The organism is Deinococcus peraridilitoris DSM 19664, assembly GCF_000317835.1.
Lineage (GTDB): Bacteria > Deinococcota > Deinococci > Deinococcales > Deinococcaceae > Deinococcus_A > Deinococcus_A peraridilitoris.
In genome coordinates, this window is sequence record NC_019793.1 from 1,041,960 (window position 1) to 1,056,957 (window position 14,998).

Annotated in this window: 18 protein-coding genes; 8 read left to right on the forward strand and 10 right to left on the reverse strand. The window is 65.8% G+C overall.

All coding sequences use genetic code 11. From position 1 onward, the window contains the following. Nucleotide 1: 1 nt before the first annotated feature. The gene (locus tag DEIPE_RS04975; RefSeq protein WP_052326632.1) at nt 2–349 is read left to right on the forward strand and encodes a hypothetical protein; all 348 of its coding nucleotides are present in this window, start codon (nt 2–4) and stop codon (nt 347–349) included. Nucleotides 350–466: 117 nt separating this feature from the next. Here DEIPE_RS04975 and DEIPE_RS04980 read toward each other — a convergent pair whose 3' ends face one another. Then, nucleotides 467–922 carry a redoxin domain-containing protein gene (locus tag DEIPE_RS04980; protein WP_015234890.1) on the reverse strand — a complete coding sequence of 152 codons (456 nt, stop codon included), beginning with the start codon at nt 920–922 and terminating at the stop codon, nt 467–469. Nucleotides 923–1,036: 114 nt separating this feature from the next. On the opposite strand from DEIPE_RS04980, the gene DEIPE_RS04985 reads away from it, so the two are divergent. After that, the gene (locus tag DEIPE_RS04985) at nt 1,037–1,252 is read left to right on the forward strand and encodes a MarR family transcriptional regulator (protein ID WP_015234891.1); all 216 of its coding nucleotides are present in this window, start codon (nt 1,037–1,039) and stop codon (nt 1,250–1,252) included. A gap of 6 nt (nt 1,253–1,258) precedes the next feature. Here DEIPE_RS04985 and DEIPE_RS04990 read toward each other — a convergent pair whose 3' ends face one another. Continuing rightward, the gene (locus DEIPE_RS04990; RefSeq protein WP_015234892.1) at nt 1,259–1,906 is read right to left on the reverse strand and encodes a trimeric intracellular cation channel family protein; all 648 of its coding nucleotides are present in this window, start codon (nt 1,904–1,906) and stop codon (nt 1,259–1,261) included. A 71-nt stretch (nt 1,907–1,977) separates the two neighbouring features. Here DEIPE_RS04990 and DEIPE_RS04995 point away from each other — a divergent pair, with 71 nt between their 5' ends. Beyond that, the gene (locus DEIPE_RS04995) at nt 1,978–2,589 is read left to right on the forward strand and encodes a DsbA family protein (protein ID WP_041230704.1); all 612 of its coding nucleotides are present in this window, start codon (nt 1,978–1,980) and stop codon (nt 2,587–2,589) included. A 9-nt stretch (nt 2,590–2,598) separates the two neighbouring features. Here the strand turns inward: DEIPE_RS04995 and DEIPE_RS05000 are convergent, their stop codons facing one another. Both DEIPE_RS05000 and DEIPE_RS05005 read right to left on the reverse strand, forming a co-directional pair. Beyond that, nucleotides 2,599–3,135 carry a cyclodeaminase/cyclohydrolase family protein gene (locus DEIPE_RS05000; protein ID WP_052326633.1) on the reverse strand — a complete coding sequence of 179 codons (537 nt, stop codon included), beginning with the start codon at nt 3,133–3,135 and terminating at the stop codon, nt 2,599–2,601. Between the two features lie 122 nt (nt 3,136–3,257). Beyond that, nucleotides 3,258–3,704: a methylglyoxal synthase gene (locus DEIPE_RS05005; RefSeq protein ID WP_015234895.1), complete on the reverse strand. Its 447-nt coding sequence runs from the start codon at nt 3,702–3,704 to the stop codon at nt 3,258–3,260. A 53-nt stretch (nt 3,705–3,757) separates the two neighbouring features. On the opposite strand from DEIPE_RS05005, the gene DEIPE_RS05010 reads away from it, so the two are divergent. Then, the gene (locus DEIPE_RS05010) at nt 3,758–4,279 is read left to right on the forward strand and encodes a GNAT family N-acetyltransferase (protein WP_015234896.1); all 522 of its coding nucleotides are present in this window, start codon (nt 3,758–3,760) and stop codon (nt 4,277–4,279) included. A gap of 276 nt (nt 4,280–4,555) precedes the next feature. Then, on the forward strand, nt 4,556–6,799 hold the full coding sequence (dnaX, locus tag DEIPE_RS05015) for a DNA polymerase III subunit gamma/tau (RefSeq protein ID WP_015234897.1): 2,244 nt from the start codon (nt 4,556–4,558) through the stop codon (nt 6,797–6,799). An 84-nt stretch (nt 6,800–6,883) separates the two neighbouring features. On the opposite strand, the gene DEIPE_RS05020 is transcribed toward dnaX, so the two are convergent. Beyond that, nucleotides 6,884–7,075, reverse strand: a complete 192-nt coding sequence (locus DEIPE_RS05020) for a hypothetical protein (protein WP_015234898.1) — start codon at nt 7,073–7,075, stop codon at nt 6,884–6,886. A 188-nt stretch (nt 7,076–7,263) separates the two neighbouring features. Between DEIPE_RS05020 and hemL the strand changes: the two genes are divergently transcribed. From hemL to DEIPE_RS05035, 3 genes are all read left to right on the forward strand, one after another. Then, nucleotides 7,264–8,583, forward strand: coding sequence for a glutamate-1-semialdehyde 2,1-aminomutase (gene hemL / locus DEIPE_RS05025; RefSeq protein ID WP_052326634.1), 1,320 nt, complete (start codon nt 7,264–7,266; stop codon nt 8,581–8,583). Next, nucleotides 8,580–9,008: a CoA-binding protein gene (locus tag DEIPE_RS05030; RefSeq protein ID WP_015234900.1), complete on the forward strand. Its 429-nt coding sequence runs from the start codon at nt 8,580–8,582 to the stop codon at nt 9,006–9,008. Before hemL ends, DEIPE_RS05030 begins: the two co-directional genes overlap by 4 nt. A gap of 137 nt (nt 9,009–9,145) precedes the next feature. Further along, nucleotides 9,146–10,159, forward strand: a complete 1,014-nt coding sequence (locus tag DEIPE_RS05035) for a DUF4384 domain-containing protein (RefSeq protein WP_015234901.1) — start codon at nt 9,146–9,148, stop codon at nt 10,157–10,159. A 61-nt stretch (nt 10,160–10,220) separates the two neighbouring features. Here DEIPE_RS05035 and DEIPE_RS05040 read toward each other — a convergent pair whose 3' ends face one another. The 5 genes from DEIPE_RS05040 to DEIPE_RS05060 form a co-directional block, all read right to left on the reverse strand. Continuing rightward, nucleotides 10,221–11,420 (reverse strand): phosphotransferase, encoded by a 1,200-nt coding sequence (locus DEIPE_RS05040; protein ID WP_157448766.1) that lies wholly within the window; start codon nt 11,418–11,420, stop codon nt 10,221–10,223. A 239-nt stretch (nt 11,421–11,659) separates the two neighbouring features. Continuing rightward, nucleotides 11,660–12,034 (reverse strand): hypothetical protein, encoded by a 375-nt coding sequence (locus DEIPE_RS05045; protein WP_015234903.1) that lies wholly within the window; start codon nt 12,032–12,034, stop codon nt 11,660–11,662. A gap of 108 nt (nt 12,035–12,142) precedes the next feature. Next, nucleotides 12,143–12,628 (reverse strand): tRNA (cytidine(34)-2'-O)-methyltransferase, encoded by a 486-nt coding sequence (locus DEIPE_RS05050; protein WP_015234904.1) that lies wholly within the window; start codon nt 12,626–12,628, stop codon nt 12,143–12,145. Further along, complete coding sequence (gene ispF / locus DEIPE_RS05055; RefSeq protein ID WP_015234905.1) at nt 12,625–13,098, reverse strand: 2-C-methyl-D-erythritol 2,4-cyclodiphosphate synthase; 474 nt, start codon at nt 13,096–13,098, stop codon at nt 12,625–12,627. The genes DEIPE_RS05050 and ispF overlap by 4 nt, the downstream gene beginning before the upstream one ends. Nucleotides 13,099–13,147: 49 nt before the next feature. Continuing rightward, nucleotides 13,148–14,986, reverse strand: coding sequence for an ABC transporter ATP-binding protein (locus DEIPE_RS05060; RefSeq protein ID WP_157448767.1), 1,839 nt, complete (start codon nt 14,984–14,986; stop codon nt 13,148–13,150). Nucleotides 14,987–14,998: the final 12 nt, after the last annotated feature.

Here is a 14,998-nt window from a genome sequence, read left to right on the forward strand (position 1 = left end):
TGTGAAAATCCTTTCCCGGCCCAACGGGCGTTCTTTTCTGCTGGGGTACGCCGCAGGAGTCGGCGTGTACCTGCTGATCCGCCTGATCGAGTCGCTGGTGCTGGGCAGCGGTTGCGGTGGGCACACGGTCTTTGCCCTGCTCGGCCCACTGCTGCTGGGACCGGGCGGCCTGGCGCTGGGACTGACCTCCTGGGAAAAACACCCACAGCGCAGTGCCTTTGGATTCGGGCTGGCCGCATCCTCACTATTCCCCGCGCTGTTTTACGGCGCGCAGTCGATGGCTCACCTCAAGGACCTGGGCTGCGCGCCGGCGTTGCCTTTGCCGACTGCTCCCTCGAACTTCCGCTGACCTGAAGGGAGAGTTGTCGTGACGATCAGCCTTCAGCGGTCTGCCGCCGACAAGCACGGGAGATGCGCTCCCCGTCCTCTCTTTGGCTGATGGGGACAGCTGAACCTCTCAAAGGGCTCAAAGTGTCCTGATCTGCTCCAGCACCTGCTCCGGGCGCACGCTGTAATCGCCGGTGGAAGGCTCCACGCCCTCGAAGCGCACCACGCCGTCCTTGTCAATCAGGAAGACCGCGCGCTTGCTGATGGCGCGCTCGTCGATGGCAACGCCGTACTCGCGCGCCACCTTGAGGTTCAGGTCGGCCAGCAGGGGGATCTCGATGCCGTATTCCGCAGCCCACGCTTTGTGGGTATAGACGCTGTCGCGGTTGACGCCCAGCACCGTCGTGTCAAGCGCTGCAAAATCCTCCTGGCGCCCGCTGTACTCGGGCAGCTGCATGCTGCACACCGGACTGAAGTCCAGCGGGTAGAACACCAGCACGACGTGCTGCTGACCTTTGAAATCCGAAAGCCTGATTTCCCGCCCTTCGGTCGAGGGCAGGGCGAAGTCGGGAGCATTCTGGCCGAGAAGTGACATGCCTCTTAAAGTACCAAGTCGGGGTGCCGGGCACGCGAGGCACAATGCAGACATGACCTCAGCAGACATGACGCCAGCCGCCTATCCTCACCCCCACAGGCCGAGGGAGCGGTCATGAACGAAGTCGAACTCGAACACCGGATCCTCGAGGCGCTGCGTACGAACGCGCCCCTGAGCGCGAAGGAACTCTCAGAGCAGCTGGGCGTCCGTGGGCATGACATCTCGAAGGTGCTGGGCCTGCTGCTGACGCGGGACCTCGTCAGTGCCCAGCCTCGCGACAGTCAGCAGCAGGCGAGCCACACCAACCCACGGGTCTACAGCCTGACCTGAGGTCGCTCAGCTGCCCTCGTCGCCCAGGCGGCGCACGGGCAGACGAACACGTCCACGCCTGGACAACCAGCGCAGGCCGATCACGACAAGGGCGCCGAGGAGCTGCCCCAGCAGATCGCTGACCTGACCGTGCAGCAGGTACACCGTGAGGGCGCCGCAGGCCGCGGCAGTCGCGTACAACTGGTCGCGGCGGTAAAGCACCTGCGGCACCTCGCCGGCCAGCACATCACGAATGACGCCGCCGCCCACTCCGGAAAGCGCGCCCACAAACACCACGCCCAGCGGACCGAAGCCCAGGGTGATGCCTCCCAGCGCGCCGGAGACCGCGAAGAGCGCCAGCCCCAGGGTGTCGAAGACGCTGAGGGTCCGGTCGAAGCGCTCCAGGCGCGGACCGAAGAGGAACCCCGACATGGCGCCCAGAATCGCCACCCACAGATAAGTCTCGTCACGCAGGTACACGGGCGGCACCGTGCCGGTGAGGGTGTCGCGAATCGAGCCCCCTCCCACGGCCGTGACGCAGCCCAACACGACCACGCCCAGCAGGTCAAAGCGCTTGCGCACCGCCAGCAGCGCGCCGGAGAGGCTGAAGGCAAAGATGCCGATCAGGTCGAGCACCCGCAGGTTGAGGGTCACGTCGGGCAGGTCCCAGGCCATGCGGTGATCTTGCCACGCGAATGAGGCCCGGGGCACAGGGGGAGGTCCCGCCCGCGTGTTAAGTTTCCCGGGTGCAGCCCTCCTCCGTGTACTTCGATTTTCTCTGCCCTTACGCCTGGCGCGGCCTGGAACTGGTGTCGCAGCTGGGTGTGCGCCCTCAGCTGAAGCACTTCAGCCTCGTGCAGGGCAACCACGCGCAGAATCCCGACCGCAAGAACCCCGTGTGGAAGCTCGCGGCGCAGCCGCTGACCGAAGGCCCCGACAGCCAGCAGGCCAGCCTGCGCTCGTTTCTGGCGGCGCAGGCCGCGCGGCTTCAGGGAAACGAGGCCGAGCTGCAGTTCACCCTGCAGCTCTTGCGCCTGCGTCACGACGGCAGACGCGACCTGAACGATCCCCAGACCGCGCGGGAAGCCGCGAATCAGGCCGGGCTGGACACGGGGCGCTTCGAAACCGACCTCGCCGATGAAGCAAGCCTGCGCGAGTCGCTGGCGCGCGATCTGAACGACGCGGCCCAGCTGGGGGTCTTCGGCACGCCCACCTTCGTGCTTCCCGATGGTCAGGCGGCTTACCTGCGCTTTTCGCAGCTGCCCGCAGACGAGTCGGCGGCCCGGCGCCTGTGGGACACCTATGTGACGGTGCTGACGAGCGACGCGAACATCGAGACCATCAAACGGCCCCGCTGAAGGCGTGCCTCAGGTCAGCCTGGACTGTACCCGCTGCGCCACCACCTGTTCCAGCGCCTGCGCCCGCACCGCGAGCGCCTCTCGGGCGCCGGCGAGCGCGCGGCGCTGGTCTTCGTCCACCTGCCCCAGGTTGATGTCGACGCTCAGCAGGGTCGCGCGCAGGGCGCCTCCGAGCAGGGCCGCACCCGCGCCCACGTCACTGACGATGCTGCGGGCCACCAGGGGAGCACTCTGCTCGGCGAGTTCCAGGGCGGTAACGAGGCGCCCCGCTGCCGCCAGGGGCGAGCGCGAAGCGGCCAGCGCCGCCTCACGCAGGGCGGCGCGACGGTGCTGCTCGGCCTCGCTGCTTTTGGGCAGGGCGAGCGCGGCCATGAACTGCTCGAATACCGCCACATCCTCGTCGGCGTCCCGTGCCAGCAGCGTCAGCAATTCACGGGCGTTGTCCAGCACCCGGGGCAGGGCGGCATCGGCATTTTTGCGCCGCAGGCTGACTTCCAGCGCCATGATGACGAGACCCAATCCCAGCGCGCCCGATATGGCCGCCACCGAACCTCCGCCCGGGGTGGGTGCGTGGCTGGCCGTGCGCGACAGCAGCTCGCGTGCAGAGAGCGCCCACAGGCTCGGGGTCTCCGGCTCCGCCTCGGACTGAAGGGAGAGAGAACCGGAGTTCAGAGGCGGACCTGCTCTTCCGGCTGGGACAGCCACACCATCAGGGCCGACGCACTGGAGGGATTGGTGGCCAGCGGCACGTCGTGAACGTCGCACAGCCGCACCAGGGCGCTCACGTCGGGTTCGTGCGGCTGCGCGGTCAGGGGATCACGAAAAAAGAACACGGCCTTGATGCGTTCCTCGGCGATGCGCGCGCCGATCTGCTGGTCACCTCCCAGGGGGCCGGACAGCACGCGCTCGACTTTCAGGCCGGTTTTGTCCTGCAGAATGCCGCCGGTGGTTCCGGTGGCCACCAGGTGGTAGTGCGCCAGGACCTCGCGGTGCTGCAATACGAACAGTGCCAGGTCGAGCTTCTTTTTGTCGTGTGCGATCAGGGCGACCTGGTGTTTCGCAGCCCGGCCTGAAACGGCCGACCCTGAAATGGCCGAAGAAGTGTCGTGCGTCATCGGGCGTATTGTCGCACGCCGCCGTGGACACTAGCCTGCATTCAGGAGGCCGCGTGGCACAGCAAGAACATTCGCAGGTCCGGCTTTTGAACGAATCCGACGCCGAGAGCTACTACGCGCTGCGCCTGGAGGGACTGCTGCACTCACCGCGCGCCTTTGGCCGCTCGGCTGAGGAATACCGTCAGGAGACGCTCCAGAGCGTCGCTTCACGGCTACAGCTTACGCCCACACACTTCACCCTCGGGGCCTTTGTGAATCAGGAGCTGGTGGGCACCGCCGGCTTCGTGCGCTTTGCCGGCCTCAAGGAGCGACACAAAGCCGGCGTGGTCGCCGTGTACGTCACCGAAACGGCGCGCGGGCGTGGCCTGGGCAAGATCCTGATGCGTGAGCTGATCGACCGGGCCCACGCTTGTGAGGGTGTGGAGCAGCTGCAGCTGGCCGTTTCCGTGACCCAGCAGCCTGCACGCGCGCTGTACCGCTCCCTGGGCTTTGCTCCGTACGGGCTGGAACAACGGGCCCTTAAAGTAGGCCAGGAATACGTGGACGAGGAGCACATGGTCTTATGGCTGAACTGACGCCCACATTCGCGCGCCCCGAGCGCCTGCAGGCGCTCCCGCACAGGTCGGCTACCGGCTGCGTAATTACAGTGCGCCAGCGCGGTTCGTGGGTGACGCGGGTGTTGTGGGAGTACGGACGTGAGGAACCTGCCCGTGGTCGCCAGGGCGCGTCGACCGGCCTCGCGGCGTGTCACGCTGGAGACCGCGCCGGGTCCAGGCAAGGCAAATCTCCTTTGGCTGTCCCAGGGTCCTCTACACTGAAGGGGTGACTTTTTCCGGGGAGAGTGCTGCGCTTTGAGCGCCATCTATCAGCGTGCCCGCCCCATCCGCTGGGACGAGGTGGTGGGGCAGGAGCACGTCAAGGACGTGCTGCGCGCCGCGCTGGAACGTGGGCGGGTGGGCCACGCCTACCTGTTCAGCGGTCCGCGTGGGGTCGGCAAGACCACCACCGCGCGCCTGATCGCCATGAGCGCCAACTGCGAAGCGCCGGGCCCCAAGCCGTGCGGGGAGTGCGCCTCGTGCCTGGCGGTCCGCAGTGGCAGCCACCCCGACGTACTGGAAATCGATGCGGCCAGCAACAACAGCGTCGACGACGTGCGCGAGCTGCGCGAAAAAGTCTCGCTTTCGGCCATGCGCGGCGGCAAGAAGATCTACATCCTCGACGAGGCGCACATGATGTCGCGCGCGGCCTTCAACGCGCTGCTCAAGACGCTCGAGGAGCCACCCAGTCACGTGATCTTCGTGCTGGCCACCACTGAACCCGAAAAGATCCTGCCGACCATCCTGTCGCGCTGTCAGCACTACCGCTTCCGGCGACTGTCAGACGGCGAGATCGCCGGTAAGCTTGCGGGCATCTGCGCGCGGGAAGGCGTGCAGGCTGACGCTGACGCCCTGCAGCTGATCGGACGTCTGGCCGATGGCGCCATGCGCGACGGCGAGAGTCTGCTAGAACGCATGTTGGCCGCCGGTGAAGCGGTCACTCGCCCTGCCGTGGAGGCCGCTCTCGGCCTGCCATCCTCCCAGCGGGTCGCCGAGATGGCGCGCGCGCTGGTGCTGGGTGACGCGCAGCCGCTGCTGGCGGGTGCGGGCGTGCTCTACCGAGAGGGTTACGCGGCCCGCACGGTCGTCGAGGGCCTCAAGACCGCCCTGCGCGAGGCGCTGCACGCCGAACTGGGCCTGGGCGCAGGTGTGCGGCTGCAGGGTGCGGAGGTACCCCGCCTGCTGCGTCTGCAAGCAGCGCTCGACGAGCAGGAAGCGCGCTTTGCACGAAGTGCCGACCTGCTGTCGCTCGAACTGGCGCTCACGCACGCCCTCCTGGCCGGTGATGGTCAGGCCGCCGTCACGACCGGCGTGCCGAATGCGCCCGCCAGCCTGGCAGGTGAGGTGACTGCACGGCTCACCAAGCTGGAACGTGAACTGGCCGCGTTGCGCGGCAGTGGCGCGCGCTCCCCGGCTCCCGTTGCCGTGGTTTCCGGCGCCCCGACCGGAGGCGCAGCCGACATTCAGGATTTCAATCCCTCCGCCCGGACCGCGCGGCCCCCGGCCGCCTCGCCGGCTTCCCCGGCGCCCCGACCGGAGGGCAGCTGGCAGGACGTGCTGCGTCATGCCGATATCAAGATGCGCGCCCTCCTGAAGGTAGCGCGCGCCAATCCGGTGAGCGGCGGGCTGGTCATCGTGTACGAAGACAAGCACAAGTTTCACGCCAAGCAGGTCATCGATAAGTTCGATGACCTGGCCGCACTGGTGCAGCGCACCTTCGGCCCAATTGACGTGGAACTCGTCACCCCCGAGGGCAGTAAAAAAAAGTTGGCGCGGGGTGACGCAGGCCACACGGCGGCGAGCGTGGGCAGCGTGAGCGCAGTCCCCCTTGCCGAAAATTCCGTCGGGGTGCCCTTGGGGGCCGCCGCACAGGAGGCCGTTCACGTGGCCGCGCAACAGGCTGTCATTGCTGCGCCCGCAGAGGTGCCCGTGCGTTCCCCGACGCGGATGGCGCCTACCACTCCCCCCCTGGAAGTACCTGACTTCTCCCCCGTTCGTGGGCGCCCGACCTCGGCAGTGACCACGGCGCGCAGCGCACCGATGCCGGGCAGCTCTCCGGCACCATGGGAAGCGGGCAGCGAACCCACCGAAGCGGGGCGGCGAACCACCGAGATTTACGACCCCGAACCGACCCTGCAGGAACCCGTCTGGGACGACGCTCCACCATCAGTCGCGCGACCGGCGCCTTCAATCGCTCCCGTGGAAACCGCCTGGGACGAGTTGGGCTCGGAGGCACCCGCTGCTTCCGGGCCCCCCGCACCCGTGTCAACGGGTCTGGCCCCGTCGAGCGACTCTGCACCCGAGCGCCCACCACAAGGCAAGGCCGCCCAGATGCGCGAAGCGAACGTGCAGGTTCGCGCACATCCCCTCTTTCAGGAAGCGACCCGGCTGTTCTCGGGACGAATCAAGGAGTCAGGTGCGCTCAAGCGGAGCAAGACCCCTGCCGGTGACGCGACCGGCGAAAACGAGGAAGCTGAAACCGAGGTGACCGAGGTCTGACGAAATTTGTTGGGCCGGGCTTGGTGGCGTGCTCAGCCCTTCCGTGAGACGTTTTTGCACGGTTCGGTTGTCAGAAGCTGCTTTTCACCACTCGCTTTCGAGCTTTTTGTGGTGCACGTAGGCGGTGCGGTACAAGTCGTTGTTGCGCACCGTCTCCACGTACTGGATGTTCACGATGGCCGAGTTGGCGTTGAGGCTGTCCAGAAAGGCGTTCAGACGTTGTTCGAACAGCTCGGGTTCGTTGGCTGTGATGACTTTGACTTGGCCGTGCAGCATATACCCGGCATTATGCCCTGGTGAGCGTCGCGTTTCTCGGGGCCAGCGTCACCGCTGTCCGGGCGGGGAAAAGCGGGCGACGGCGCGTTGTTCCGCGAAACGAAGCCGTTCACCGAGCCTTAGCGTTCGCTCTCCGGTGAGGCGCTTTGCTGTTGGAGCCTGTAAAACGTTTTAAGGTAATCGGTACTGTGACGTCCTTACCGCAAACTTCCATTTCCGATACGCTGTTCGAGCGCGCCAAGAAAGTCATACCAGGCGGCGTCAATTCCCCGGTGCGGGCCTTCAGGGCAGTGGGCGGTTCTCCCCGCTTCATCGAGCGCGCCGAGGGCGCCTACCTGATCGACAAGGACGGCCACGCCCTGATCGACTACATCGGCTCGTGGGGGCCGATGATCCTGGGCCACAACCACCCTGCCGTACGCGAAGCCATCAGTGAAGCGCTGGCAGGTGGCACCAGCTTCGGCGCGCCCAACGAGCGCGAAGTCGAGCTGGCCGAACTCGTCACCCGCCTGACGAAGACCGAGAAAGTGCGTTTCGTCTCCAGCGGCACCGAGGCCACCATGAGCGCCTTGCGTCTCGCACGTGGGGTGACCGGGCGCGACCTGATCGTCAAGTTTCGCGGCAATTACCACGGACATGCCGACGGCCTGCTGGTTGAGGCCGGCAGCGGTCTGCTGACCAACGCCGAGCACCTCGGTGCCGGGGCACCATCCTCGGCAGGCGTGCCCGCCGCTTACGCGGCCCTGACCCTCGTGGTGGAGTACAACGACCCCGAGGGCCTCGACGCCCTGATGCAGCTTCGCGGCCACGAGATTGCTGCCGTGATCTTTGAACCGGTGGTCGGCAACGCGGGCGTGCTGATTCCCACGCCCGAGTTTCGCGCGGCGCTGCACCGCGTCAAATCGCACGGCGCCCTGCTGATCGCCGACGAGGTCATGACCGGCTTCCGGCTGTCGCTGCGTGGCGCCTGTGGGCTGCTGGGTCTGCAGAGCGACCTGACCTGCTGGGGCAAGATCATCGGTGGCGGTCTGCCGGTCGGCGCCTACGGCGGACGCGCCGAGCTGATGGACTTCGTCAGTCCGCAGGGTCCCGTCTACCAGGCGGGCACCCTCAGTGGCAACCCGCTCGCCATGGCGGCAGGCCTCGCCACCCTGCGTGAGCTGGAACGCGATGAGGGCCTTTATGTGCGCCTCGAAACCTACACCAGCGCTCTTGCAGACGGTCTGCGGGCAGCTGCAGGCGAGGCAGGTGTGCCCCTGCAGGTCAACCAGATCGGCTCGATGCTCACCGCCTTTTTTGGCGATGGTGAGGTTTCGCGCTTCGCCCACGCGGCGCAGGCGGACACTGCGGCGTTCGCCGCCTGGTTCCGGGGACTGCTGGAACGCGGCGTGTACTGGGCACCCAGCCAGTTCGAAAGCATCTTCGTGAGTGGCGCGCACGGCGAGCGTGAGCTCGAATCGACGCTCAGCGCGGCGCGCGCAGCCTTTGCCCTGTCGAGGACGGCATGAAAGAATTGACCACCATTCCCGAAATCGTGCAGGTCCTGGAGGAGAGCAAGGTCGTGGCCGTGGTGGGCTTTCACCGCGATCCCATGAAGCCCGCGCACTACGTTCCCGAGTACCTGTCCCGCCAGGGTTACAGCGTCATTCCGGTCAATCCTACCCTGGCGGCGCGCGGCGAAAGTTTCTTCGGTTGCAAGGCTGTCGCGACGCTGGCCGACATTCATGAACACGTGGATGTCGTGGAGGTCTTTCGCCGCTCGGACAAGGTAAGCGAACACCTCAACGACATTCTCAGCATGCGCCCGCTGCCAAAGACCGTGTGGATGCAGCAGGGCATCGAGAACCGCGAGGTGGCCGACGCCCTCATCAAGGCGGGCATTCAGGTGGTGCAGAACCGCTGTATGCTGGCCGATCACCGTCATTACTGCTGAGTCCTTGCAACGTTCCGAAAGCAACCTGACGCGCTGTTCAGCAAGCTGATGTCGCCCTGACCCCCATTTAAGGAATTCTGTTGGGGGCCTCATGGCCCGTCATGTAGGCGCAGCTACGATTGCATTCGGAGGACGATATGAAGAACCTGCTTACCCTGAGCGCCCTCGCGCTCGTCAGCGGCGCCATCGCGCAACCCCGCATCAGCCCGCAGAGCATCATCGTGAACCCCACCCCCACCGAACTGTCGGTCCGTGTCTGGACCAACAAGGACACCTCGGGCAACCAGACCCCCGATTACCGTGTGGGCGAAAAGATCACGCTCTTCACCACCGTCAATCAGGACGCCTACGTTTACCTGTTCAACGTCAACCCTGACGGCAGCATCGATCAGATTCTGCCCAACCGCTACCAGAGCGGCCAGAATTTCCTGCGCGGCGGCACCACCAAGCAGTTCCCCGCTCAGGGCGACAATTTCACCTTCGACATCAGCGGTCAGGCGGGCCTGAACAAGGTGCTGGCGCTCGCCAGCAAGACCCAGCTGAATCTCGACCAGATCAGCCAGTTTCGCGCCGACCAGCAGAACCAGGGCTTTGCCACGGTGACCGTGCGCGGCCAGGACAACTTCGCCCGGGCGCTCTCGATCGTCGTGAATCCTGTGCCGCAAAACGCCTGGACCACGGACGTGGCGCTCTACAGCACCGTCACCGGTCAGGCTCAGGCTCCCGCCCGTGGTGGCGTGAATGTGGCCTCGAACGTACAGGGCACCGTGTTCCTCAATGACCGCGAAGTCGGCCAGACCGGCAGTACCTTCGCAAACATCACGCCCGGCACCTACCGCGTGCGTGTCAGTGCTCCCGGCTACGCCGACTACACCACCACCGTCACCGTCCGCGCAGGTGCCACGCTCAACGTCAGCGCCGCCCTGCAGGCCGAAAAAGTGCCACTGCGCATCGTGAGCAACGTCGAGAACGCGCGGATCTTCGTGGACGGCCGCGAAGCCGGCACCATCCGTGACCGCGACCTGACCGTCAACCTCGAACGCGGTGACTACGAGATCACCGTGATCGCTCCGGGTCACCGTGCCAGCGTGCAGACCGTGCAGGTACGCAACGCCGGCAACCTGACCGTCAACCTCAGCCGCGTGCGCTGAGCGCTACGCAACAAAAAACCCTGCCTTCGGGCAGGGTTTTTTGTCGGAGCACGGACTGGAATCAGGACGCTTCGCGCAGCAGCCACCGAAGAAAGTAGGACACGCCCTGTGGGCGCCAGCCGGGCACAGTCCCGGCAAAGACCCGGGCGTGCTCATGAAAGCGCAAGGCGCGCATCAGCACTGCCAGCAGCACGGCGTCACCCAGCAGGTACTCGGCCCCACGAATCCTGCTGGCCTGCAGAAAGGCCCGCCACAACGCAAGTCCGCTGTCCGGATAAGCCTGACGGACCGGCAAGGTATGTCTTGCGGGGTGCATCAGCCACGCCAGAAACCAGCCCGCATCGAGCAGCGGGTGACCGACGTGGGCCTCGTTCCAGTCGAACCACACCGCACCCCGAGGGCCGTACAGGGCGTTCATGGGATGCGCGTCTCCATGGCAGGCGGTCAGTTCCAGCTTCAGAACGGCCAGCCGCCGCCTCGCCTGCTCAAGGCGCGGAAGCAAGCGCACGAGTTGTGTCACCTGCTCCGCACTCAGGCCGGCGTCACGCAGCCCTTCGGCGTCACGGAACAGGGCGTCGGCTTGAACAGGCAGCTCCTGCAACGCAACGACCGGGCAGCCTAGTGCGGGCGCGTCAAGGATGCGGTGCGCCCGCGCGAGCCCTTCGGCAGCCTCGACCCATATCTCGAAGTTGGCTTCCTCGTGCAGGCGTCGCCCGCCGTCACGGGAAAGCAGCCAGCCACGGGCGGGATCCGTCGCGAGAATCTCGGGCAGACCGGCGGGCCACCGGAGCAACACCTCACGGGTCACTGCGGCCTCGCGTCCCCGGTAAACGGCTTTGAAGTACACCACCCCGCCGCTTGTTGCGGCACGCAGCACGCACGCAAAGTCGTAGGTGCTGACCTGCTCCACTTCGCCCAGCCGCGTCTCGTTGTGCTGGGCCAGTACCGCGTCCATCCATGCGCGAACCTCGGCGAACCAGCCAGCGCGCTGCCAGGGCCGGGCGTTCGGTACCGCACACACTTCGTCCAGCTGCCAGCCGGGCAGGGACGGCCACGCACCCAGACTTTCCATTACGACCGGCCCCGCGTGAATGCCAAGGCTCAGGCCGCCATCGTGCAACAAGATGGTGTCTATCCCCGTCAGGTGCAGCACCTGACGCCGAAGTGCAGCGGGGGTGAATTCCTGATTCTCCGGAGCCCAGCTGCCGAGCGTCACGGCGTGGGCTTCACCATGACGGACCAGCATGAGCTTTACGCGCAAGGGCTCAGTGACAGCAGCAGGCATAAGAGAGCAGCTTAAAGCGGTTGTCGCAGACATTGATTAAAAACCTATCAATGTCTGCGACCGAGCGGAGCGAGTAGACCCTGTGCTGGAGCGGATGGAAGTGGAGTTGATGGAGTGTTGTTCTCCATCAATGGAACGGACAAACGTTCTAGCGTCTCCGGCGGCCCGACTTCGACGAAGTTCTGTGACCGTTATGGTTGGTCGCGCAGGGTCCTTCAGGTTGTCGCGCCCACGCGCCACAAGCGGGGCAGTGACAGTTTCCAGCGGGCGCGGCCTGTGGCGGCAGAATGCGTTTGGGCAGTTTCCCGGGCGCGTCCGGCGGGCTCCCGGCGGGCTTGATCCAGTGTCGCTACACCGTGCTCTTCCAGCAGGTCGGTCAGCTCTTCCAGCGAGCGGTGGTCGGGTGCCAGGGACCAGCCGCTGACGTCGAGGCGAAACCCACGGGCTTGACCCTCACGGACAGGCGAGCTAACGGTCGAGAACGTAACGCGCACACGGTGACGGCGCTCGAAGGAACACAGCGCACGCTCGAGGGCCTCAAGCTGCTCGAGCGTGGGATAAGCCTGGAGGGGCACGCCCTGGAAGGTCATGCTTCGACAGTAGGACTGCAGCGCGACCGTTACATGTGAAGCGTGTCCAAAGCGTTGAGTTTTCCTCACAAAATCAAGGAATGCTCACGGACGCTTGCTGCGCGTGCCTCACCATCCTTCGATGTGACGCATCGCTTCGTACGCCCCGATCCCTGCCGCGACCGCCAGGTTGAGGCTGCGGCCCGCTCCTGGCATCGGCAAGGTGACCAGCTGCAGCATTTCACGCAGCCAGTCAGGCAAACCGCGAGATTCGGGTCCGAACACCAGATAATCACCCGGCTGGTAGTGCACGTCGGTGTAGCGCTGCTCGGTGCGCGCCGAGAAACCGAACAGGCGTGCGCCCGGTGGCAGCGAAGCCTGAAAGACGGTCCAGCTGGCGTACTCCAGCAGCTCCACGCTGCGCAGATAATCCATGCCTGCCCGGCGGAACTGCGGATCGTGCAGCCGGAAACCAAACGGGCGGATCAGGTGGAGCTGCGCGCCCAGCACGGCGCAAGTTCGGGCGACATTGCCGACATTACCGCCGTTTTCGGGTTCGAACAGCACCACGTGCAGCGGCGCCGTCGGCCTCTGTGGGGAACGGTTCTCGCTCATAGGCGCTGCAGCAGCACCGTCACGCGCGCCTGAACGTGGTCACTGGCCAAATCCTCGGAGGTCTTGAAGGACACGCCGACCTCGCCTGGCGCCAGGTGCAGCAACCGTGCCACGTTGCCGGCAATCTCACCGCGCAGTTCGCCCAACTTGGGGCGGTCGAGCGTAACCACCAGGGCCACATTGGCGGGAACGTAACCGCGCGCGCGCACCAGTTCCAGCGCGCGCTGCAGGATCAGCGCGCTATCGAGACCCTGAAACGCCGGATCGGTGTCGGGAAAGTACTGTCCGATGTCTCCCAGAGCCAGTCCGGAGAGCAGGGCGTCGGCCAGCGCGTGCAACAGGGCGTCCCCGTCACTGTGCGCCGCCGCGCCGCGCGGCGCCTGCGGCACGTTGATACCCCCCAGGATGAGGGGGCGGCCGATTTCCAGGCGGTGCGCGTCCTCGCCGTATCCGATGCGGTAAGAGAGCATGCGGACAATCTAGCGAAAGGCCATGAAAGACGCGCAGACCCCGCTGACGTTACCGGCCTTCCTCGGCATATCCACGGGCCTGCAACCGGTACAGGTCCGCATACTTGCCATCCAAGGCCAGCAGCTGCGTGTGACTGCCGGCCTCCACGATCCGCCCGCCGTCCAGCACGATGATCTGATCGGCCAGCCGCACCGTCGAGAAGCGGTGCGAGATCAGCAGCGTGATGCGGTCACGCGTCTGGGCCCGCAGGGCCTCGATGGTCTCGAACTCGGCCTTGGCGTCGAGTGCCGCAGTCGGTTCGTCGAAGACCAGCACGCTCGCGTCACGAAAATACAGCCGCGCCAGGGCGAGGCGCTGCCACTGCCCGCCCGACAGCTGGCGCCCCCCCTGAAACAGGCGTCCCAGCGGGGTCTCCAGTCCTTTGGGCAAGGTGTCGACGAAGGCGGCGCCCGCGCGTTCCACGGCGCGCTCCACGCCCGGCGCGTCGTTCAGGCGCGCCACTTCGGCCAGGGCCACGTTTTCGCGTGCGCTCATCTGGTACTGCCCGAAATCCTGAAAGATGATGCTCATCTCACGCTCGATGCTGCGCGGGCTGAAGCGCGCGGCGTCCTGACCGTTGAGCAGAATTCGCCCCGAGGTAGGCTGAAACAGGCCCGTCAGCAATTTGACGATGGTGGTCTTGCCGGCGCCGTTCTCACCGACCAGGGCAAGGGCCTCACCACGACGCACCGTGAAGCTGACACCCGTCAGCACATCACGCTCGGTCAGCGGGTAGCGAAACCCCACGTCCTGGAATTCGACGGTGTGCACCTTCTCCTGCCAGGATTCCCCGGCGTCCAGATCGCGGGCAGGCAATTCGAGAAACTCATAGAGGTTGCGCATGTAGAGCAGGTTCTGGTACACCCCGGTCACTCCGCTCAACAGGTTGCCGACCTGTCCCTGCACCTGCGTGATGCCCAGCACGAACAGGCTGAAGTCGCCCACGCTGATCTGTCCCCGCGAAGCGCGCCAGAGAATCAGCGCGCTTGCCACGCCGATCAGCAGGGCAGAAACGAACGAAGCAAGGAAACCCCACAACGAACGCCGGCGAATGATGTCCTCCAGCTGACGGCGAAACCCGAGGTAGTAGTCACGCCAGCGGCCCAGCAGGTAGGGCTCGAAGCCAAAAAGTCGCACCTCCTTGACCAGGGTGTCCGAGGTCAGGACGCTGCCCAGGTAGTTCTGCACTCGCGCGTCGTGCGTCTGCCAGCGCAGCATGCGGTAATTTTCCACGCCGAAACGGCTCGAGACCCACACGGCCGGCAGGCTCGCCAACAGCACCAGCGGCAACACGAAGGCCCCAAGCTGCGCCATCAGGGCGCCCACCGAGGTGAGTGTCACGGCCGCGCCTGCCAGCCCCACGAGCTGCGTAGCGACGCCCAGGGGCCGCGAGCCGACCTCACGGTAGGCCTGCTGCAATTTGTCGTAGGTTTCGGCGTTCTCGAAAAGGTCGACACTCAACCCGGAAGCCTTATCGAGAATGCGGCGGCTGATGTTGTGCTGCAAAGCGTCACCCAGCAACTCACGCGCCGCATTCTGGACCGTGGACAGCACGCTTCCCAGGATGCCCAGGGCCACCTGCAGCGCAAGCAGCGACAGCAGGGAGTCGAAGGTCACGCGGCCCGAGGCGGCCCGCGCGACTTCGTCGATGAGGAGTTTGCTGATGTACAGGTTGGCCGCCGGTAACCCGGAGGCGAGCAGGCTGGTGGCCGCAAAGGTGAAGCTGTGCCGCGGGCTGGCACGCCAGACCAGCCGGAGTGTTTCCTGCAGGTCACGTGCACGCATGCCCGGCGAGGCTGGGGGTGCGGGTGGGCGTTCGCTGCTTTTCCACCCCCGGCCATCTTTCATGCCCGGCAGTTT